18 protein-coding genes and 1 pseudogene are annotated in these 20,850 nt (G+C 38.7%); 7 read left to right on the forward strand and 12 right to left on the reverse strand.

The features are described 5' to 3' along the window. Positions 1 to 72: 72 nt before the first annotated feature. The 4 genes from IPM92_05395 to IPM92_05410 all read right to left on the reverse strand — a co-directional run bounded on the left by IPM92_05395 (position 73) and on the right by IPM92_05410 (position 5,246). The gene (locus IPM92_05395) at positions 73 to 3,693 is read right to left on the reverse strand and encodes a hypothetical protein (protein MBK9107817.1); all 3,621 of its coding nucleotides are present in this window, start codon (positions 3,691 to 3,693) and stop codon (positions 73 to 75) included. A 328-nt stretch (positions 3,694 to 4,021) separates the two neighbouring features. Continuing rightward, the gene (locus IPM92_05400; GenBank protein MBK9107818.1) at positions 4,022 to 4,573 is read right to left on the reverse strand and encodes a hypothetical protein; all 552 of its coding nucleotides are present in this window, start codon (positions 4,571 to 4,573) and stop codon (positions 4,022 to 4,024) included. Next, positions 4,563 to 4,817 (reverse strand): hypothetical protein, encoded by a 255-nt coding sequence (locus tag IPM92_05405; protein ID MBK9107819.1) that lies wholly within the window; start codon positions 4,815 to 4,817, stop codon positions 4,563 to 4,565. The genes IPM92_05400 and IPM92_05405 overlap by 11 nt, the downstream gene beginning before the upstream one ends. A gap of 48 nt (positions 4,818 to 4,865) precedes the next feature. After that, on the reverse strand, positions 4,866 to 5,246 hold the full coding sequence (locus IPM92_05410; protein ID MBK9107820.1) for a hypothetical protein: 381 nt from the start codon (positions 5,244 to 5,246) through the stop codon (positions 4,866 to 4,868). A gap of 616 nt (positions 5,247 to 5,862) precedes the next feature. On the opposite strand from IPM92_05410, the gene IPM92_05415 reads away from it, so the two are divergent. Further along, positions 5,863 to 7,833 (forward strand): cytochrome C peroxidase, encoded by a 1,971-nt coding sequence (locus tag IPM92_05415; GenBank protein ID MBK9107821.1) that lies wholly within the window; start codon positions 5,863 to 5,865, stop codon positions 7,831 to 7,833. Between the two features lie 22 nt (positions 7,834 to 7,855). Beyond that, on the forward strand, positions 7,856 to 8,197 hold the full coding sequence (locus tag IPM92_05420; protein MBK9107822.1) for a hypothetical protein: 342 nt from the start codon (positions 7,856 to 7,858) through the stop codon (positions 8,195 to 8,197). 53 nt (positions 8,198 to 8,250) lie between these two features. Here the strand turns inward: IPM92_05420 and IPM92_05425 are convergent, their stop codons facing one another. After that, entirely contained in the window at positions 8,251 to 8,676 is a 426-nt protein-coding gene (locus IPM92_05425) for a nucleoside-diphosphate kinase (GenBank protein MBK9107823.1), read from the reverse strand. A 131-nt stretch (positions 8,677 to 8,807) separates the two neighbouring features. Here IPM92_05425 and IPM92_05430 point away from each other — a divergent pair, with 131 nt between their 5' ends. From IPM92_05430 to prfB, 3 genes are all read left to right on the forward strand, one after another. Next, positions 8,808 to 9,803, forward strand: coding sequence for a DHH family phosphoesterase (locus IPM92_05430; GenBank protein ID MBK9107824.1), 996 nt, complete (start codon positions 8,808 to 8,810; stop codon positions 9,801 to 9,803). Between the two features lie 34 nt (positions 9,804 to 9,837). Beyond that, positions 9,838 to 10,740 (forward strand): FKBP-type peptidyl-prolyl cis-trans isomerase, encoded by a 903-nt coding sequence (locus tag IPM92_05435; GenBank protein ID MBK9107825.1) that lies wholly within the window; start codon positions 9,838 to 9,840, stop codon positions 10,738 to 10,740. An 81-nt stretch (positions 10,741 to 10,821) separates the two neighbouring features. Beyond that, a protein-coding gene (gene prfB / locus IPM92_05440) for a peptide chain release factor 2 (GenBank protein ID MBK9107826.1) occupies positions 10,822 to 11,914 on the forward strand; the annotation gives its coding sequence in 2 pieces (ribosomal slippage) (positions 10,822 to 10,881 and positions 10,883 to 11,914; 1,092 coding nt in all). A gap of 201 nt (positions 11,915 to 12,115) precedes the next feature. Here the strand turns inward: prfB and IPM92_05445 are convergent. After that, positions 12,116 to 12,436 carry a divalent-cation tolerance protein CutA gene (locus IPM92_05445; protein MBK9107827.1) on the reverse strand — a complete coding sequence of 107 codons (321 nt, stop codon included), beginning with the start codon at positions 12,434 to 12,436 and terminating at the stop codon, positions 12,116 to 12,118. A gap of 169 nt (positions 12,437 to 12,605) precedes the next feature. Next, positions 12,606 to 14,719, reverse strand: a pseudogene (gene ppk1 / locus IPM92_05450) (polyphosphate kinase 1). A 123-nt stretch (positions 14,720 to 14,842) separates the two neighbouring features. Between ppk1 and IPM92_05455 the strand changes: the two are divergent. Then, positions 14,843 to 15,604 (forward strand): triose-phosphate isomerase, encoded by a 762-nt coding sequence (locus IPM92_05455; GenBank protein ID MBK9107828.1) that lies wholly within the window; start codon positions 14,843 to 14,845, stop codon positions 15,602 to 15,604. Between the two features lie 49 nt (positions 15,605 to 15,653). Here IPM92_05455 and purE read toward each other — a convergent pair whose 3' ends face one another. Together purE and IPM92_05465 are read right to left on the reverse strand one after the other, a co-directional pair. Beyond that, on the reverse strand, positions 15,654 to 16,175 hold the full coding sequence (gene purE, locus IPM92_05460; protein ID MBK9107829.1) for a 5-(carboxyamino)imidazole ribonucleotide mutase: 522 nt from the start codon (positions 16,173 to 16,175) through the stop codon (positions 15,654 to 15,656). Beyond that, the gene (locus tag IPM92_05465; GenBank protein ID MBK9107830.1) at positions 16,172 to 17,326 is read right to left on the reverse strand and encodes a 5-(carboxyamino)imidazole ribonucleotide synthase; all 1,155 of its coding nucleotides are present in this window, start codon (positions 17,324 to 17,326) and stop codon (positions 16,172 to 16,174) included. Before IPM92_05465 ends, purE begins: the two co-directional genes overlap by 4 nt. A 66-nt stretch (positions 17,327 to 17,392) precedes the next feature. Here IPM92_05465 and IPM92_05470 point away from each other — a divergent pair, with 66 nt between their 5' ends. Next, the gene (locus IPM92_05470; protein ID MBK9107831.1) at positions 17,393 to 18,733 is read left to right on the forward strand and encodes a dihydroorotase; all 1,341 of its coding nucleotides are present in this window, start codon (positions 17,393 to 17,395) and stop codon (positions 18,731 to 18,733) included. A gap of 2 nt (positions 18,734 to 18,735) precedes the next feature. Here IPM92_05470 and IPM92_05475 read toward each other — a convergent pair whose 3' ends face one another. The 3 genes from IPM92_05475 to IPM92_05485 are packed head-to-tail and all read right to left on the reverse strand — an operon-like array spanning position 18,736 to position 20,841. Then, positions 18,736 to 19,584, reverse strand: coding sequence for an MBL fold metallo-hydrolase (locus IPM92_05475; GenBank protein MBK9107832.1), 849 nt, complete (start codon positions 19,582 to 19,584; stop codon positions 18,736 to 18,738). A 39-nt stretch (positions 19,585 to 19,623) separates the two neighbouring features. Next, complete coding sequence (locus IPM92_05480; protein MBK9107833.1) at positions 19,624 to 20,109, reverse strand: 6,7-dimethyl-8-ribityllumazine synthase; 486 nt, start codon at positions 20,107 to 20,109, stop codon at positions 19,624 to 19,626. 18 nt (positions 20,110 to 20,127) lie between these two features. Continuing rightward, positions 20,128 to 20,841 (reverse strand): tetratricopeptide repeat protein, encoded by a 714-nt coding sequence (locus IPM92_05485; protein MBK9107834.1) that lies wholly within the window; start codon positions 20,839 to 20,841, stop codon positions 20,128 to 20,130. Positions 20,842 to 20,850: the final 9 nt, after the last annotated feature.

The raw sequence follows: 20,850 nt of genomic DNA on the forward strand, positions 1-20,850 counted from the left end.
CTACAACCGGTGCGTTGGTAACCGTAAATACGGCCGAACATGTTTTGGTGACATCACAGCTTGAAGTTACCGTCAGGTAACAGTTTTAGAACCCCACAAGCGAGCAGGGGCTCCGGTGCTATTATTGCTCATGGATGCATTACAACCACCTGTAAAAGTTGCAGTAGATAACCAAGCGGCATAAGCAGCATCGATGGCTCCCTGTGTCTGACAGGCAGACTGAGTATTGTTGGAAGGACAGCTTAAAACGACTAATGGTGCATCCGTAACTGTAAAAATAGCTGAACAGGTTTTGGTAACATCACATGTTGAGGTTACCGTCCAGGTTACCGTTTTAGAACCTCCACAGGCGAGAGGTGCGGAGCCGCCGTTATTTGAAATCATGGCATTACATCCACCTGTAAAATTTCCGGTAGCCAACCATACTGAATATGCGGCATCTATTGCAGCCTGTGTCTGGCAAGCAACTTGTGTATTGTTTGATGGACAAGTTAATGCTACTGTGGTTGCTGCGGTCACTGTAAACACTGCAGAACATGTAACATTGGCTTCACAGCTAGATGTTACGGTCCAAGTCACTGTTTTTGAACCTCCGCAAGCAAGCGGAGCAGAGCCACCATTATTAGAAATAGCTGCACTACAGCCACCTGAAAAACCAGCCGAGGCCAACCAAGTTGCATAAGCAGCATCAATGGCTGCTTGTGATTGACAAGCCGGTTGCGTATTATTTGTTGCACAATTGAGGGTGACCGTTGGCGCAGCTGTAACGGTAAATATTGCCGAGCAAGTTCTATCGACTTCACAAGATGAAGTGACCGTCCAGCTTACTGTTTTTGAACCACCGCAGGCCAGAGGAGCGCGACCACCATTATTGCTAATTGTGGCGTTGCAACCACCTGTGAATGTAGTCGTGACTAACCAGGCAGTATAGGCTGCATTGATCGCTGATTGTGATTGACAGGCAGATTGGGTGTTATTCGTTGCACAGGTAAGATTGATAACCGGGGCAGCTATTACAGTAAAAACTGCGGAGCAAGTTACAGTAGCTGCACAGGAAGAAGTAACCGTCCATGTAACCGTTTTTGAGCCACCACATGCTGGTGGGGCAGCACCTACATTATTTGAATGGCAAACATTACAACAACCGGTAAGAGTAGTTGTCGCTAACCATGCAGCATATGCAGCGTCTATAGTGCCTTGGGTTTGACAAGCAGCTTGTGTGTTATTTGTAGCGCAGGTCACAACCAGATTAGGAGCTGCGGTGACCGTAAATACCGCACTACAAGTTTTTGGGCCTTCGCAACTACTAGTGGCTGTGAAAGTAACAGTCACAGAACCTCCACAGGCTGAAGGGGTTCCGGGATTATTATTGCTGATGGAAACACTACATCCACCCATCGAGCTTACTGAGTTCAACCAGTTGGAATATTTTGTGTTGATGCTGGCTTGAGTCTGGCAAGCAGCTTCTGTAACGTTTATCGGGCAGAATAAAGTCAGGAGTGGGGCAGCCGTTACTGTAAAAACTGCAGAACAGGTCTTATTGACATCGCAACTTGAAGTCACGGTCCATGTTACAGTCTTTGAACCACCGCAGGCTGAAGGTGCTGCACCGCCATTATTGGAGATGGATGCATTGCAACCACCTGAAAAAGTAGTTGTGGCTAACCATGAGGTATATGCAGCGTCAATTGCTGCCTGGGTTTGACATGAAGCCTGCGTATTATTGCCCGCACACGTTATACTAACAGATGCTGGAGCGGTTACTGTAAATACAGCCGAACAACTGGAAACCTCACAAGTGTTAGTAGCAGTCCAGGTTACCGTTTTAGAGCCACCGCAAGCGGAAGGAGCTGAACCACCATTATTGGAAATGCTGGTTCCTATACATCCATTGCTATATGTTGCGCTGTTTAACCAGGCCGTATAGGCTGCATCGATGGTTCCTTGTGTTTGACAAGCTGCTTGTGTGTTGTTGGATGGGCACATTAAATTAATAGGAGGCGCAGCAGTGACCGTAAATACTGCCGAACAAGTCACAGGGGCTTCGCATCCGCTGTTTGCTGTAAAAATGACTGTTTTCGAGCCACCGCAAGCAGACGGTGCACCATTGTTATTATTGCTGAGGGAGGTATTACAACCACCTGAAACGCTGGCAGTTGCCAACCATGCAGTAAAGGCTGCATTGATTGTCGATTGGGATTGGCAGGAAGCTTCTGTATGATTGCTTGCACAAACAAGCACTACTGGAGGGACTCCCACTGAATCGAAAATGGCAAAAGTTGAGTTACAAGTATAAGTCAGTGGCGCGCAAGTGCTGTTATAGGTAAATGTAACTGTTTTGGTTTCTCCGCAAAAGGAAGGTGCTCCATTGTTGTTGTTGGTTATGGTACCGTCACAGCCACCGCCGCCCGTTACGCTTGCCAGCCAGGTATTGAATAATGAATTGATGCTGTCTTGTGATAAACAGGCCTGAATTTCAACTGGATCAGGACAATCCATTTGGACGCAACGATAGTCTTCTACTTCACCGTCAACAGCGGAAGTGTTTGCACGTTCATCGAAATTGGTGGAACCATCATCTGCAAGGACGTCTGTTGTTAAGCGAATCCGCAAATATTTGTTGGTATCTACGCCACTTACTGTTACGTTTGTCCATGTCAAGGTTACCGGACCTGAATGGCCGTCCATAATAGTAGCAGTTTGAATTTCAGCAGCATCGAATCGGGAACTACCATCTAAATTAATCCAAGCATAAAGGGTTGCAGTTTCACCAGTAGAATTTCGGATACTGTCTATGGTTACAGTTATCGTTTGAGGACCTCCACCAGAGAATGCCGGCGGATTGGCAACGCCATCTTCATCATCGAGATTTAGATCATTATCACCTCTGGCATCATTTGTATTTTGGGGACCCGATTCATCGTCCAATAATTCTCCAATATATAAATTTTCACAATCTAGGGTATGCAATGGTCGTCCAAGTGAAATTGGGGCATCTCCAAAATCTGAAACGACTACAGATGCCAATTCAATTTCAAAAATGACGTGAGAATCATTGGTTCCATTTGATTTGGTGACATCAAAACCTCCCGGAGGCCCTCCGCCAACAATAGTTGGAGTATGGCCGGAATTGCTGTGTGTGGTAGTTCCTACGTAAATATTACTTCCACTTACCCAAAGATGGTTGGCACCACGAGGATCCCCAATATTGCCTAGGTAGTCATTATTAGTTCCACCAACATAAGTACCAAATTTTAAGCTGTCTAAACTATTTTTGAAATCCTGCAAAAAACATATCTTGGCCACCATTATACTCGCATCATAGAATGCCTCATTGTTAATGTTAAGCGTTGGAGTTCCATTGCCCGAAATTGTACCCCAAACTAAAATAAAAGTATTGGTTGTTCCACCACAACCAGTTGAAGAGACTTGTTTAATTCCATTCCCAAGTTCTGCTGCCCTTCCGCCATAAAACGTTGCATGATAGCCTGCAGTTCCAGCAACGGGGCTCGACCAACTATGACACAACATCTTTCTTCCGCCATTAATAGTGACATCATATGCCCCTGCAGAAGTTGGAAAGCCAGATTCTACTGAGCCCGTCCAATAGAGGGTATCGCTATAATATTCAATATCAAAAATTCTATCTCTTAAATTGTTTGCACTACCACCGATTTCGTCTAGATACTCCATGGTTTGACCATTACTACTTAAGACTCCAATGTAACCATCGCTGTCATCTGGTGTAAATCCGCAAACAAATGAACTGTCATTGATAGCTTGGATAGAAGTAACACCAAATGTTTCATTACCTGGACTACCTAAGTAAGTTGAATAATGTAATGTTCCAAGATCCTTCGAAAATACAGCAATATAGCCGTCTTGTGCAGTTCTTGCTCCATCAAATGGCGTTCCCGTTAATGGAATGTTGGTCGTTGTATATCCACCTACAAATACGCGATTTTAAGATAAACTGAGTGAATATGCTATATTATTTAATTTCCATTGATCAATATTATTATCATCTGGTCAAACAAGTAAGGTCCATGAAATCATTTCCATTAAAATTAATTCTGTAAACCACTGTTGCGGCAAAAGGATTAATGATTTGTCCGCCATTTAAATCGGTTATGGTGTTCAAATAACCATCAGCAGTGTAATTTCCGGTATTGGTGGGCAAATTCCAGTTGGTAGAACCTGCACAATACAAGGTCATATCTGTTGAATCTAGTTGAATTGCATACAAATACTCATCAAATGCCGGCGACTGGGTGGTCCAACCATCCATATAGGTACCCCAAGTACGAAAAGGGTCAATAACCATCGGAGATTTCGGGTTTAATTTTTGATCACATTCAAAACCTACGGTGTTATCCGATTTTTTCTTGAATTCAAAGCTGACTAGTTTTTTACCCTCAGGCGTGACCTGATACGATTCAGGAATATTGAATTTGACGTCTGTAAAACGCAGGCCGACATCGAGATTTCCTGCTTTGTCTATTTTTAATTTATCATGACCGGTAAACTTTAATTTTATTTGGTCTGAAGTCAATTGCCATTTTTTACAATCCAATCAAATTCAAGTTTCCATGATTTGCGCTATAAAATCTGAAATCAATTCCCTGGAAAACATCTTCTAAAGTTATATCTGTAGCTGCTTTGACTCCGGATACCCATTTTTTAGAATCCTGACCTTTGATAAAGTTGTAATTTGTTCGATGCTGTGAACCCAAGAGCACATTTGGATCCAAATTGCCGCCATCAAAATACATGCTAAAACTGTGTTGACCGATTGCAATGTCTTGATCTTCTTGCATAAAATAAATGAATCATTGATATTTGAGGGTGATTTATATATTCTTCAGCTATGAATCTGAATCTGTTTTTTCAATGAGGATAGTGCCTTGTTTGCCATCCAAATAATAAAGGACGTTTGGATTGTCTAATTGTCCCTTATTCTCCATAAATCGGAGAATTTTCGCGTTTTCTTTCAAAGTCCCTTTGACTTGTTCCAACACCTCCGCATCCATGTTTTTGATGGATTGTGCATTTAGCTTTTGGTCGGCCGTAGAGACCAGCGTTAATAAGATTAGTCCAAAATAGTATAAAGAGCATTTCATTTTCTGCCGGAGTGATATTTTGTTAACACCATTGGTTTTTCTAGCTGCGGGGTTTGAGCCAATGTGAAGATTCATTGTCATGGGATTTTGTGTAGTATTGGAAATCAAAAGGGTAGTGAAACTCATGTTATTTAAGTTTTGTTGAAAGCCTTATTTGAAAATAATCCAAAAGGCCAGATACCGAAAATAGAGTCGTGCTAAAGAAGCAAGCCCAATGCGTATAGTATCGAATAGAAATCATAAAAATTTCCTGAACCGAAATTTGAAAATTGAAATAGGGTATCCGATAAGTCAGGAATGACTTATGTAGGTATAATGCCGGACAGCCAGGTTTTTCAACCATATTTCTCAGGTTAATACGTGACAAGCAGACATTTGGATGATAAGCAAGACCAGATATAAAGTTTAACTATTTATATCTTTTTGTTAATCAATAAATTATCTCTACTTCTGTCTTAAAATTGTCATTTCAAAGGTAATTTTTATTTCTGAATTTTTGAAATATTTAACATATTTATGAAACATCTAAGATCCAGAATTGTGCTAAAATTCGTTTTAATATGTAATGCAGTTTTGGATTTTAGAAACAAAATTTGGAGTTTAGCTGGTTCTCCAACTTATTATATATATATTAATTTTTGTTAATTTGTGCTATATAGTAAGCTTTTCTTGAGAGAATATCTTAATTATGCAATGCCTTTGCTTCCAGTAATGGAAGTATTGTAATCTTCGAACGCAACTCATGAGACCTTTAAAAAGTATAAATTACTACCTCAGTTTTAGCCTGGTTTTAATGATAGGATCTGCAGCACTCACAAGACATTTTTTTAAGTCTGGGAATGGTTTTTTATGCGCTATCGAAAGTCAAGAGTTAGTTGAATCCAATGAATACATAGAACTCTATGCTAAGAAGCTGGTTGCGCTCGAAGATTCCATTCAAGTTATTCTCCAAAAAGTTGGTGATAATTTAGAAACAAATCAGGCAGATATCCTTCAATCTATTAAAAATGCCCGGGAAACTTTGAAATCCGGTGATTTCTTTTGGAGATATGTTGATCCCATTCAATACAGAAAATTTAATGGAGTTTTGCCTGTAGAGTGGGAAGTAGAAGTATTTGAAAAATGGGAGCCTCCATATCGCAGGGAAGGGGGCGGATTATTTCTTGCTGAAGAAGTGCTGACGGATGAAAACCCCAATCCTGAAATGATTAAAGCTTTATTACAAAAGTCACTTTTTGCAGTACAGGCTTTTAAACAGGATAGTAATGTAAATCAGCTAAAGGATCCTGCCCATTTCTATTTTGCGAATAGATTGTTTATTTTAAACCTCGCAGTAATTTATACCAGTGGATTTGAAAATCCGGATTCTTCAAGAATCCTACCTGAGTTGATAAAAACACTTCACCACACAAGGGATATTTATGCAGTCTATGCAAGAGTGTATCCTTCATTTGCCTTGCCTCAGGAATTCATGAATCTGTTTTACAAAATGCTGTTTTTTGTTAACTCCGGACAAAGCTCCTATTCTGATTTTGATCATTTTACTTTTATTAAAGATTATGTAAATCCGCTATACGCATTAAATGCACAACAGATCAATAGCTTAAATCTCCGATCTAAAAGTTTCAATGATTATTCCTTAAACAATAAAGCGCTTTCTATTTTTTCAAAAGATTTGTATCGAGCTCAGGAAAACTTTTCATTATTTAAAAGAGCCACATTAGCAACAAAAAACGATTTGAAAAAATTAGGGGAGCAGCTTTTTCATGATCCTATTTTATCAGGGAATAATTTAAGATCATGTGCATCTTGTCATCACCCCAATCAATTTTTTATTGATACGAATGCCGTTGCTCCTTTAGCCTTTGACCAAAAAGGAATTTTAAGCCGAAATGCTCCAAGTCTCATCAATGCAAGTATCAACCATTTATTAATGCACGATGGGCTTCACCTAAGTTTGAAAGATCAGCTCAAAGCCGTTCATCAAAAAGTCGACGAAATGAATGCGGATGAAGAAACGACCATGAAAGAGTTGCTGTCATGTCCGGACTATAAAAAGCAATTACAACTGTTAGTTGAAAATAGTTCTGATAAAAAACTCTCGTTTGAACATGTAGCCGAGGCCATCATCAGTTATTATACTTCATTTGATACCGCTGTTTCTGAATTCGATCTGGCCATCACCGGCAGGACTCAAGTTTCAAAACAAGTCAAAAAGGGATTTAACTTATTCATGGGTAAGGCAGCATGTGGCACTTGTCATTTTGCGCCTCATTTTAATGGCATTAAACCTCCGTATACGGGAAATGAATTTGAAGTATTGGGTGTTCCCGTAGATACCAATTTTACGGCGCTAAGTGCAGACCAGGGAAGGTATGGTGTCCATCCGGTGCCTGAAATGCGAAATGCCTTTCGTACCGGAGCTTTGAGGAATATTGGCAAAACAAAGCCTTACATGCATAATGGACTTTATAAAAGTCTGGAGGAAGTCATTGAGTTTTATAACAAGGGTGGGGGTAAAGGCAGAGGACTCCAACTGGATCATCAGACATTGCCGGAGGATCAGCTTCAATTAACAGATTTAGAAAAAAGGCAATTAGTGCACTTTCTGGAATCTTTAAATGAACGACTTGTTATAAATCCATTGCCACCTGTATTACCGGAATGCAAATCCAAAGAATTGAACCAACGCATTTCCGGTGGTGTTTATTAAGCAATATAAAATTATTCCGACTTTGAAAAAAATCTCATTTCTGCTTTTGCTGTTTTTTATCCTTGCTTGTGCGAAAAAAGGAAGTGAGTATTTATTGCCTTCCGAAATGCATCCAAATACACGAAATTCATTCATCACATATCTTGATAAAGGAAAAGGACTTTATAAAGATTTTTGTTCGGAGTGTCATGGAATCAATACAGCTGGAAAAGACAAGATTCCCAATTTTACCAATGCCCAACTGGATATGTATCAGGCAAAATTGTCCATGCAATCTTCAACATCACATGGCATGGTAGATTCATTAAGTTATGAAGAAGTAGAAGCGATATTGAATTTCCTTCGTTACAGAAAACAGCACTAGGAGGCCTTAAATTCAAAAGCAAAAGGCTTCAATAATCTATTAAAGAGTTATTTTTAAATTGCGCTGAAAATTTCAGTTCCGGCAAAATGAAAACTGCCTTCAATGGCTGCATTTTCATCTGAATCAGAACCGTGGACTGCATTTTCGCCTACATTTTTAGCGTAGAGGGCACGGATGGTACCTGGCTCGGCTTTTGAAGGATCCGTTGCACCGATTAATTTTCTAAAATCCTCAACGGCATTACTTTTTTCAAGAATTGCTGCAACTATGGGGCCTCTGGACATGAATTCAACCAACTCACCATAAAACGGCCTAGCTTTGTGTACAGCATAAAATTCTCCAGCTTTTTCTGCGGAAAGTTTCGTGTATTTCATAGCAACGATCTTAAATCCAGCGCTTTGGATTTTATCGAGAATAGCACCAATGTGGCCTGACTCAACAGCATCCGGTTTGATCATCATAAAAGTTCTTGAACCCATGTTTTAGATTTATTTGCGCGGCAAATCTATTGCAGGAAAGAGGTTTGTAATAGATTAAGCTATAGTTTGTATTCTTGTTAACAAATAGTAAGGAAAAATAACGATCAAATCTCGGCAATTTTGCCCACTTTATGGAAGCCATCAGCCAACTTAAAGATCTTATACAATCTCCAAAGAATTGCGTCATTCTTTCGCATCGAAATCCTGATGGCGATGCTTTAGGTTCAAGTTTAGGTTTAAGTCTTTTTCTGCAGCAATTTAAACACAATGTAAAGGTCATATTTCCGAGTGAGTATCCGGTGAATTTTGAATGGATGCCACAAACAGCAGAAGTTTTGATTTATGATTTGAATCCCAAAGTTGTGGAACAAACCATTCAAAATGCAGATCTGATATTTTGCCTCGATTTCAATTCTCTTGAGCGCATTGACAAGATGGCAATGATGGTGACACAGCGAAATGTTCCAAAAATCATGATCGACCATCATATTGATCCGGAGCCATTTGCGGATATCCAATTCAGCAATGAACAAGCCAGTTCTACATCTGAAATGGTATACGACATTATCCGGACTATCCAATCCGACAAAATTGTTAGCAATTTGATCGTAGATTGTCTTTATACTGGAATCATGACAGACACTGGATCCTTTCATCACGCTACCAGCGCGAAAGTATTTCAGATCCTGGCTGAATTTAAGAGTTTGGGATTAAATGACACCCGAATTCAGGAGTTGGTCAATAATAGTCAGCCTGAAAAATATTTAAAATTATTGGGGCATTGTCTTCACAACCGCATGGAGCTTTTTCCCGAACAAGAGTTTGGCTTGATTTGGCTTAGTAAAGAAGATTACAGAACCTTTGATATTAAAAGAGGAGATACGGAAGGAATCATTAATTATCTGATGATGCTGAAGAATGTTCGCGTTGGAGCCCTGGTGATGAACCAACCCAATATTGTAAAATTATCATTAAGGTCTAAAGGAGATTTTTCCGTACAGCAACTATGCAAACAACATTTTAATGGTGGTGGGCACAAAAATGCATCCGGTGGATATTCAAAATCAGGACTTGAAGAAGCCATTGTAAAATTGAAGCAAGCAATGGGTGTCCAAATAATTGCTTAAATTGGTGAGTATTTTAACTGAAATAATTATAACAATGAAAAATTTTTTATTTACATTAACTTTAGCATTCATGTTGCTTATGGGCATCACTGGATGTAAACAGAATAATTCTGTACAAAAGACTTTGAATGGCTTTGATTTTGAGTTTATACAAAATGAAAGCGGCGATTCACCTAAGGAAGGTGATTACGTATATTTTCGTTATTATGTGAAGAATGGCGATTCAACCTTGTTTTCATCGACCATGCAAAATGATTTGATCCGTTTTAAATTGCCTAAAATTGAAAAACAGGAGCCCAAAAATGCGCAGCCTATGCTGGAAGCCATTTATTTAATGTCAAAGGGTGATAGTGGAGTGGTCCACCAGATTGTTGACGAAGAAATGAAAAAAGTAATAGGCATACAGGATATTGAAAAGCTTTCATTTTACATTGCATTGGTGGATGTAAAAGATGAAGCTGCTTATAAAACTGACATGGAAGCAGAACAAGCGAAAGCAGAAGAACGCAGAGTATCCATGCAAGGCGAAGCTGCTGCTGTAGCTGAAAAAGTAAAAACAATACTTGCCGATTTTAAAGCTGGTAAATTTGACGCAAGCCTTTTAAAGACAGAAAGTGGTTTGCGTTATATCGTGCACGAAGCAGGCAATGGAGCTAAAGCTCAAGCAGGTTCGCCGGTGAGTGTACATTATTATGGCACCCTGATGGATGGAACTCGTTTTGATGATTCCTGGTCAAGAGGTGATGCATTTAAATTCATGTTGGGTCAGGGTCAGGTCATTCCAGGTTGGGATGAAGGTGTCGCCAATTTGAATGAAGGTGCAAAAGCGACCTTAATTGTTCCTGCAGCATTGGGATATGGAGCAGAAGGAGCACCGCCAACAATTCCGGGAAATTCTGAATTGATGTTTTACATCGAAGTTCAGAAAGTAAACTAATTAAATAATTAAAGTAAATAGTAAAAGGGATTTGCAAGTTTTTGTCAAATCCCTTTTCATTCATCGTTTTAAATCTTATTCATGACTATTGAACAATTCAAAGATTTAAAGAAAAGGCTCGGTGAGCTAAGGGGGTTTCTTTGACGTCGATCACAAAAAACTCCAAATAGAAGACAAAGAGCAACAAACACTTGATCCCAATTTCTGGAATCAGGCAGAACGCGCTGAAGAAATTATGCGTGAAATCAAGTCGGCGAAAAAGTGGTTGTCCTCTTACATCCATGCTGAAACTGCTGTCAATGATCTGGAGGTTTTATGGGAATTTTCTGAATCCGGAGATGTCAGCGAGTTGGAACTCGAGGATAAATACAATGAGTGTTTGCATATTCTCGACGACATTGAGTTTCGTTCAACTTTGAATAATCCTGAGGATGAGCTAAGTTGTGTCATAGAAATTAATGCTGGTGCAGGTGGTACGGAATCCTGTGATTGGTCTGCAATGTTATATCGAATGTACCTGATGTGGGCTGAGCGAAACGGTTACAAAGTCAGTCAGATCAACTATCAGGCAGGAGATGTAGCCGGTATCAAAACCGCAGAACTTGAAATCAATGGCGATTATGCTTACGGAATGTTGAAGGGTGAGAATGGTGTACATCGCCTGGTCAGAGTCAGTCCATACAATTCACAAGGAAAGCGAATGACTTCATTTTCTTCCATTTTTGTACATCCACTTATCGATGATCGCATAGAAGTCAGCATCAATACTGCAGATTTGGAATGGGATACTTTTAGATCCAGTGGAGCAGGTGGACAACACGTAAACAAAACAGAATCTGCGGTCAGAGTTCGGCATTTACCGAGTGGTTTGGTCGTCGAATGTCAGCAAGAACGGTCGCAACATCAGAATCGTGAAAAGGCACTTCAATTGTTAAAATCAAAATTGTATGAAAAGGAATTGGAGCGGCAGAGATTTGAAAAAAGCAAAGTAGAAGCTACTAAAATGAAAAACGAATGGGGTTCGCAAATCCGATCTTATGTATTAGATGACCGCAGAGTAAAGGACCATCGAACCGGCTATCAAACAGCACAGACTGAATTGGTATTGGATGGATATATCGACGAATTTTTGAAAGCCTTCCTGATGAATCGACAAATTACAACTGAAGAATAAGGCATCGATCAATCAAAATGGTTTCAAAACCTTACACGGAGCATTTGTTCACAACTCATTATATTGATTCATTGTTTGGGATCATAAGACTTTGTAAGTAGATAAATCAAATGATTTGATGCCTGTAAGTTTAGATGGGCAATACCATCATCGATCATTATACAATCAAAGTCATTCATCCACAATTTCAGTCAATTAGAGTCATTCATAGTTTATTGTAGCCTTCACCCAATTATAATACTCTTTGTTGACTTTTACTTCCCAGTGCGCGATGCAAGGTATTTCATATGGATGCATTTTGCGAATGGCCTTTCGCAATGCCTTGTTATTTGACTTTATTGTTTTAGCTATGAGAATGATTTCATCTGTTTCTTCCAATTTTTTATTCCAAATAAACTGAGCGTTTACCGGATAATATTGAATACATGCTGCAAGTTTATTTTCGACCAAATATTTACCGGCGACTTTTGCAGAAGTTAAGTCCGGGTAAGGAACATAGAAGCAATATAAGATTTTATTCATAAGTATATAGACTTAGTGACTGGTTCGAATTTTGTTGAGGCGAAATTATTTTATATATTATGCCTGAATTCACTTGAAAAAATTTTCTTATTAACGTGAAACAATCATTTTCAAATTCTTGAGATGGCTTTACATTATAAGTATTGTCCATTGGTACGAGCATATCATTTTATTTTGATCTTGAAGCCATTGAATCATTTAGATCTTTGAAATATTTATGTGTTTCAATTTGTGATTGGAATTTCTTTTTTCCATCTGGATTGATGTAGTGATTTAGATTTTCATGATGTAAAGATCTGGCTTTGACATTGTCTTTAAGCTGGTAATCTATATTGTCTAAAATTATTTTCTTTAAAGAAGGATTATAAATTGGAAATGCCGTTTCAATCCGGAAATGTAAGTTTCTAGCCATCCAATCGGCAGAGGAGAGGAATATTTTTTCTTCGCCGTCATGATAAAAATAATAAATTCTTGAATGTTCCAAATAGCGGTCTATGATAGCAATTCCTTCAATATTTTCACTGACGCCTTTTTTGCCAATAACCATTCCACAAATACCTCTTATGATCAGTTTAATTTCAACGCCTGCTTCAGAAGCATTGTAAAGCATTTCCATGATTTCAAAATCCTGTAAATTATTTAGCTTTAAAATTATTTTTGCTTTTTTACCTAATCGTGCTTGAGATTTTTCAAACTCAATCAAGGAATGAATTTCATCATTAAGGTTAAATTGGCCAACTAACAAGTGTTTGAATCCGATATTGGGAAGGCGTATGTTTTCAAGAAAGCTAAAAAATCGACTGATTTCATTCGTCAGGGCCTCGTCTTTTGTAAAAAAACCATAATCGAGATAAATGCGGGATGTTTGTTCATGGAAGTTGCCGGTTGACAAATATGCATAATGCTCAAAGTCATCATGAGTTCGACGCGTAATCAAAGCAATTTTGGAATGAACTTTTAATCCCGGAAAGCTGTAACGAACTTTGACTCCAAATTTTTCCAATTCTTCTCCCCAGGCCAGATTGTTGGCTTCATCAAATCTTGCTTTTACTTCAATAAACACGAATACGTTTTTGCCTTCTGAAGCCGCCAATTTGAGGGCCTCCATGATGCGTGACTTTCTGGCGACTCTATAGTGTGTGATTTTAATAGCAGTGACATCCGGATCTTTAGCTGCCTGCTCAAAAAACTGAATGACCGGTTCGTAGCTATGGTATGGAAAACAAAGCAAATGTTCTGCATTTGCGATGTTATTGAATAGTTGAGTTCCCTTTGGCAATCCTTTATATTCGATCGGACGGAGAGCCTTGTTTTTAAGTTCTTTTTTCCGAAATCCGGGAAATTCAGAAAATCAAAGTTATTATGATATCTACCTTCCGGAGTTAAGTCATCTTTATCGATTTCCAAAAGTCTAAGAAAGTATGCCAGCATGTCTTTTGGCATGGATTCATCATAAACTAATCTTGAAGCAGGCCCGATATTTCTTTTTACTAAACTTTTTTTAATCTTATCTAATAAATCACCGCTAAATTCATCCTCAATATATAACTCTGCATCCCTGGTTAGTTTGATACTGTAGGAATCTACAATGTCAAATCCAGGAAACAACCATTTTAGTGAAAAGCGAACAACCTCATCTAATAGAATGATGTCGTGCCGTCCCTTTTCACATGGTAATTCAACAAATCGCGGATGATGATCTGATGGGATTTTTACAACGGCATAATGCCTTTGCAGGGTCTCGGTATTTTTATCAATTAAATTTACAGTTAAGTAGAGTTCTGAATTATTGAGAAAAGGTTTTACTTTTTGATCTATCAATAATACGGGTTGGACAAACGGGAGCAAATTTTCTTTAAAAAATAATTCGACGAAGTGTTGTTGCTCTTCTGAAATCTCCAAATGTGAAAGCAAATAAATGGAATGCTGTTTAAGTTCTGGGATAATTTGATTTTCAAAAATGGCGTTGAATTCTAAAAGATGCTTATTGGCTATTTTATAAAGTTGCCTCAATAAAACTTTTGGATTGTAATCCAGTTGGCTTTTAGTATTTTTCCCTAGTTTGGCCAGATTTTTATGGTGGGCGACTCTGATTCTGAAGAATTCGCCTAAGTTCGAAGAGTATATAGCCAAAAATTTCAACCTCTCTAAAAGCGGCACATTAGGATCTTTTGCCTCTTGTAATACGCGATAATTAAAGTTAAGCCAACTGATATCGCGATCTATAAACTCATGTTTTACAGTAGATTGCGGATCAAACGTTGTATTTTTGATTTCTGACATACTCGATTCAAAAGTAGTGGACTTTTGCAAAAGGGCCTAAATGACTCTTTTATTTTTGTATTAAATTGACTTTACACTGTTCTTAATTCCCACGCAGCGAGTCTAAACGATTAATTTTGAGTGATGCAAAGTAAACGACAAAAAGTGGTTGCTGCCAACTGGAAAATGAATGTTTTGCCGAGTAAGGCGATGGATTTAATCCATCAATACGACATCTCTTTCAATGAATCATTTCCTCAAATTATTGTATGTGCGCCATTCACAAATCTCAGTAATTTATTGGAAAGCTGCGAAATGGGCTACTTTCTAGGGGCTCAAAACTGCTCTTCTGAAAAATTAGGTGCATATACCGGCGAAATTGCGCCTGAAATGCTGGTAGATTTAAATTGTACCCATGTGCTCATCGGACACAGCGAAGCAAGACAGAGAAATCCAAACGAAAACTTGCAGATTCCCGCTAAAATTAGAAGAGCTATCGATTGTGGCCTGAAGGTGATCTATTGTTGCGGAGAACAATTGGAAGCCAGAAATTTAAATCAGGAATCTACATTTGTTGAATCGCAACTTCAAGCGGATCTGGCTCAAATAGACATTGGTGATCTAAAAAATTTAATCATTGCTTATGAACCCATATGGGCTATTGGAACCGGGCAACATGCAACGTCTGAACAAGCTCAGGATATGCATTCGTTTATCCGAGTTGTAATAAATGATAAATTTCAAAACCAGGCTAGTTCAATTTGTATTTTATACGGCGGAAGTGTTACTGCTATCAATGCCATACAGCTTAGCCAGATGCCTGATATTGATGGAGTATTGGTTGGCGGTAGTAGTCTAAAGCCGGTCGAATTCAAATCTATTTGTGAAGCCTTTATTTATCAATAAATAGATTATTTCAGGCTATTAAAATCCTATAGATATGAACCGAATTATCTTATAGAATAGGTTTTCTCGTAATCATTCTGCCTGAAATTTTTTCGTCTTTACGCATGACATCAGATGCCAATTCCCAGCGGTTTGATTCAAGATCGGAGTATAAGACTTCATCATGTGTAGCCAAGATTTTACATGCAAGCAAGCCTGCATTTTTGGATCCATTAAGTGCCATAGTGGCCACAGGAACTCCTGCAGGCATTTGTAAAATCGATAAAATTGAATCCCAACCATCAATAGAATTTGAAGACCGTATAGGAACTCCTATTACGGGGATATTGGTCATAGATGCAACCATTCCTGGAAGATGTGCAGCGCCACCCGCACCGGCAATGATGACTTTCAAACCTTTGGTTTTTGCCGATTTTGCATAATCTACCATGTGTTCTGGTGTTCTGTGAGCAGAGACGATTCTCAGTTCATAACTGATTCCAAATTGATCCAATACATCAGCTGCTTCTTTCATAATGCGCAAGTCGCTGTCTGAACCCATAATGATACCTACTAAAGGAAGATCTTTCATGATATTATTTTAATTGTACTTCTAATCTGAATTGCTTTCTCTTTGCACGATTTTAAATCAAGTCCTGTAATGTTAATATGGCCCATTTTTCGGAATGGTTTTGTCTGTTCTTTACCATATAAATATACATGAACGCCTTCGATATCCATAATCTCATCAAAACCAGAGTATATCGCATGGCCAGAATAGCCAGGTTCACCCAATAAATTCATCATGAGTGAAGGGATCACAAAAAGCGTTTGGCCTAAAGGATGACCTAAAATGGCTCTGAGGTGATTTTCAAATTGACTAATAGCGCCATTGTTGAGTGTAATATGACCACTATTATGGGGCCTTGGGGCGATTTCATTGATCCAGATGCTTCCATCTTCGTTGTAAAACATTTCTACTGCTAGTAGTCCTACAATTTCGAGTTTATTGGCAATATCAATGGCTAAATCAATAGCTAATTTTTGGGCAGCCATTGGAATTTCGGCAGGACAAACAACATCTTCAACAAGATTCGCTTCACTATGGAAATCCATGGAAACAGGTGAATACGCTTTACAATCGCCATCGATATTTCGTACAGCAATCACGGCTACTTCTTTGGCAATTTTGGCTTTTGATTCTATCAGGCTTGGCCCTTCTAACAATTTTGTCAGATCTTGTAATGTATTTATTACTTGTACTCCCTTTCCATCGTATCCTCCTTTGCACAATTTTTGTACAAAAGGTAGTTTAATAGTATTTTCAGCGACAGATTTCCGTATCTGAGTAGTATTTTCAAACAAAATGAATGGTGCCGTTGGAAAATGATGCTTCGTATAAAATTGTTTTTGTAATCCTTTATCCTGAATGAATTCCAAAATATGAGCTTGCGGATAAACGCTTTTGCCTTCAAGTTCCAATTTTTTTAGAGCTTCTATGTTTACATGTTCTATTTCGATAGAAATGACATCCAGCTTTCTTCCGAAATTCAAGACATCTTCATAATTATTAAAGTCACCCTGGATAAATTGCGGACAAACTTTTGCTACCGGATAACTTAAGTCTTTATCCAGAAATGATATGTCGAGATCCAGTCTGGCAGCATCCTGGGCTAACATTTTGCCAAGTTGGCCGCCACCAAGAATGCCGATTTTAACTGAACGAGGATTGAAATTTCCCATATTTCTTGCGAAATTCGGAAAGCTTTGATTAAGGTTTATGACCTTTGAACATCCTTTGCAAACATTATGAATAAATTAATTATTAAAAACGCCTTGATAATCAATGAAGGAAGCCAATTTTATGCCGATCTACTGATAAAAGGGCAACGTATAGAGCGCATTGATCCTTCTATAAGTGTCAGGAATGAAGAGGTCTTTGATGCAGGAGGATTGTGTCTGATTCCAGGCTGTATTGATGACCAGGTGCATTTCAGGGAGCCTGGTCTTACCCATAAGGCAACCATCTTTAGTGAGTCAAGGGCGGCCGTAGCAGGTGGTATTACCAGTTTTATGGAAATGCCCAACACAATTCCTCAGGCTTTGACTCAGCAATTATTGGAAGATAAATATAACATTGCCTCCAAAACTTCAGCTGCAAATTATTCTTTTTATATGGGAGCTTCTAACCACAATCTGGAAGACGTGCTGGCTATTAATTATGATCAGGTTTGTGGTATTAAAGTCTTTATGGGCTCATCCACAGGTGACATGTTGGTAGATAATGTAAATACGCTTGAAAATTTATTTAAAAATGCTCCGGTATTAATTGCGACACACTGCGAAGATGAAGCAACCGTAAAAGCAAATCTTCTGGATTTTCAAAATCGCTGGGGAGCCTCATTGCATGCTGAAATGCATCCACAAATTCGAAATCGAGAAGCATGTTATAAGTCTTCATCACTGGCCGTCGCGCTGGCCAAAAAGCATGGCACGAGATTGCATATTTTACATATCAGCACAAAGGAAGAATTAAGCCTATTTGATGCGACTTTAGCTCTTTCTGAAAAGAGAATAACGGCAGAAGGCTGTGTCCATCATATGTTTTTTAACGATTCACATTATGCTAGTTTAGGAAATAAAATCAAATGCAATCCGGCCATTAAAACGCTTGATGACAGCGAGGCAATTGCCTATGGACTAAAATCCGGAGCGATTGATGTGGTCGCAACTGACCATGCTCCACACACGCTTGAAGAAAAAGAGAAGCATTATTTAGAAGCTCCTGCAGGATTGCCTTTGGTTCAGCATAGTTTACTCATCATGCTGAGCCTGGCAGAAAAATACAGTTGGGATCTTCCTTTTATTGTCCGCAAAATGAGCCATGATCCTGCGGTATGTTTTCAAGTGCAGGAACGAGGATATATACGTGAAGGTTATTTTGCAGATCTCGTTTTGGTTGATCCGAATTCAGCTACTTTAGTTGATAAAAGTTCACTTTTCTATAAATGCGCCTGGTCGCCGCTTGAAGGATTTAACTTAAAAGGTAAAATCAAACGAACCTGGGTTAATGGAAATTTGGTTTTTGATGGGAGTTCTATTCTAAGTGCAGCGCCAGCTGGATTGCGTTTGCAATTTAAAAGAAGTTAAACTTAATTGAGTTCAATGGCTCTGTCTACTTTGATCTTTCCTTTATCATCGCGAATGACCGTAGCTGCATCTATAAATGGGTCATGTTCAAATACTAACACATGTTCGTGATCGACTGCTTGATTCAAAACAATTTCCTTTTCTTGTAAGGTAACCAAAGGCCTTACGTCATAACTCATAATATATGGCATGGGTACATGGAAAGAACTGGGAAATAAATCTGCACAATAGATATAAGTTCTGTTTTCGAAATCAATTTCCGGTAGCATCATAGCTTCTGTATGTCCATATACGAAACGAATATCGATGCCTGGCAACCATTCTAAAGTGGCCTTGTCGTTTTCAATAAAATGTAAGACACCGTGGTCCATCAACGGAACAAAATTTTCTTTCAGAAAAGAAGCGCGTTCTCTTTCATTCGGCTTCATGGCCCATTCCCAATGTCGCGGATTGCTCCAATATTTGGCTTTCGAAAAGGCGGGAACCAATTCCCCATTTTCATTGCGGATCACTGCACCACCACAATGATCAAAATGCAAGTGAGTCAAAAAAACATCCGTTATATCATCGGCTGTAAATCCTTTTTTAGCAAGTGACGAGATTAAGCTTTGTTCTCCATGTGGATGAAAAAAGGAACGAAATTTTTCATCTTGTTTATTGCCCATTCCGGTATCTACTAAAATTAGTTTTTCGTCGGTTTCAATAAGCAAGCATCTTAATGCCCATGAACACATGTCATTTTCATCCGGTGGATTTTGTTTTGACCACATCGTTTTGGGTACGACACCAAACATGGCTCCACCATCCAGTTTGAAATATCCGCATATAATTTTATGAATTGCTTTAATCATGAATCGGACTTAATTTAAAATGCCAGTCATTCAAAAATATTAAACATTTTGCAGACAAAGCATCTTTATTGCTGAAATGGCAGCTTCTTCACCCTTGTTTCCGTATTTACCACCGGCCCTGTCAAGAGCTTGTTCTTCAGATAAAACTGTTAATACTCCAAAAATCACGGGATGCCCTGTTTCCAAACTCAATTGCATGATACCATGGGCAATTGCATGTGCAATATATTGATCATGGTCTGTTTCGCCTTTGATAATGCAACCTAAGCAAATTACTGCATTCACTTGTTCGAATTCCAAAAGGCATTTTGCTGTTAAAGGAAGTTCAAAGGATCCTGGCGTTTTCCGGAGTTTAATATTCTCTGCAGGTATCCCATTTTGATGTAAAGTCTGGAGACAACTTTGCAAAAGGCGATCGGTAATATGTTCATTCCATTGAGCAACGGCAATGCCATACGAGAATTTTCTGCTCTTAATAATTTCATCCTGGCTTAATGATGAATGGCCTGGTAGTTTACCTGCCATTTGCTTCGAATCTAAACATTACTCTAATGGAATGATATACTTATCAATACCATTGCCATCCGGTGAATCAGGGTACTGATCTTTTATGGTTTTAAAAGCTTTTAAAGCCCCTTCTTTATCCCCTTGTTTTTGTCTAAGGGTGCCTAGTTTTTTCAAATAAGCAGGTGTAAGTAATTCGTCATCACTGATAGAAACTGCTTTTTCATAAAAACTTAATGCCTTGTCAAAATCATTGAGTTCTGCATATGCATCTCCCAAAAGTCCATTTTTGAGCACCGGCATTATATTACCTGAGGCACTGTAATCTTCGAAATAAGACTTAGCATCCTCAAATTTTCGGAGGTGCATACAACAAACCCCGGCATAATATTTAGCCAAATTGCCGGCATCTGTAGAGCCGTAATTTTCAGCAATTTCAGCAAATCCTGCAAATCCTCCACCCGGATTATTCAATGCCAGATCGAAGGAGTCTTTCTCAAACAAAAATTCAGCCTGGTACATTTGCTCCAAGGCTTCTTTGTTTTTCGGTTCCTGATACATGTATTTAAATAATAACCAAGCTCCAATGATGAGTACCAAGCCTCCAAAAACGCCTAGTATGATGAGTCTGTATTTTTCGAAAAAATCTTCAGCATGATGTTTAACTTCGCTGATGTCGAGTAATGTATCATCTTTTCCTCCGGTTGAACTCACTTTTTTAGGTGTAACATGCGAACGGTAGCCTCTAGCCATATATGCTTT

This window comes from Saprospiraceae bacterium (assembly GCA_016719615.1).
Taxonomy (GTDB): Bacteria; Bacteroidota; Bacteroidia; order Chitinophagales; family Saprospiraceae; genus Vicinibacter.

Bases quoted from the DNA above. Each gene is read 5' to 3' on its own strand.
- IPM92_05395 (MBK9107817.1), bottom strand. From the start codon at position 3,693: ATGGAGTATCTAGACGAAATCGGTGGTAGTGCAAACAATTTAAGAGAT.
- IPM92_05405 (MBK9107819.1), bottom strand. From the start codon at position 4,817: ATGCAAGAAGATCAAGACATTGCAATCGGTCAACACAGTTTTAGCATG.
- IPM92_05410 (MBK9107820.1), bottom strand. From the start codon at position 5,246: ATGAGTTTCACTACCCTTTTGATTTCCAATACTACACAAAATCCCATG.
- IPM92_05415 (MBK9107821.1), top strand. From the start codon at position 5,863: ATGAGACCTTTAAAAAGTATAAATTACTACCTCAGTTTTAGCCTGGTT.
- IPM92_05425 (MBK9107823.1), bottom strand. From the start codon at position 8,676: ATGGGTTCAAGAACTTTTATGATGATCAAACCGGATGCTGTTGAGTCA.
- IPM92_05430 (MBK9107824.1), top strand. From the start codon at position 8,808: ATGGAAGCCATCAGCCAACTTAAAGATCTTATACAATCTCCAAAGAAT.
- IPM92_05435 (MBK9107825.1), top strand. From the start codon at position 9,838: ATGAAAAATTTTTTATTTACATTAACTTTAGCATTCATGTTGCTTATG.
- IPM92_05445 (MBK9107827.1), bottom strand. From the start codon at position 12,436: ATGAATAAAATCTTATATTGCTTCTATGTTCCTTACCCGGACTTAACT.
- IPM92_05455 (MBK9107828.1), top strand. From the start codon at position 14,843: ATGCAAAGTAAACGACAAAAAGTGGTTGCTGCCAACTGGAAAATGAAT.
- purE (MBK9107829.1), bottom strand. From the start codon at position 16,175: ATGAAAGATCTTCCTTTAGTAGGTATCATTATGGGTTCAGACAGCGAC.
- IPM92_05465 (MBK9107830.1), bottom strand. From the start codon at position 17,326: ATGGGAAATTTCAATCCTCGTTCAGTTAAAATCGGCATTCTTGGTGGC.
- IPM92_05470 (MBK9107831.1), top strand. From the start codon at position 17,393: ATGAATAAATTAATTATTAAAAACGCCTTGATAATCAATGAAGGAAGC.
- IPM92_05475 (MBK9107832.1), bottom strand. From the start codon at position 19,584: ATGATTAAAGCAATTCATAAAATTATATGCGGATATTTCAAACTGGAT.
- IPM92_05480 (MBK9107833.1), bottom strand. From the start codon at position 20,109: ATGGCAGGTAAACTACCAGGCCATTCATCATTAAGCCAGGATGAAATT.
- IPM92_05485 (MBK9107834.1), bottom strand. From the start codon at position 20,841: ATGGCTAGAGGCTACCGTTCGCATGTTACACCTAAAAAAGTGAGTTCA.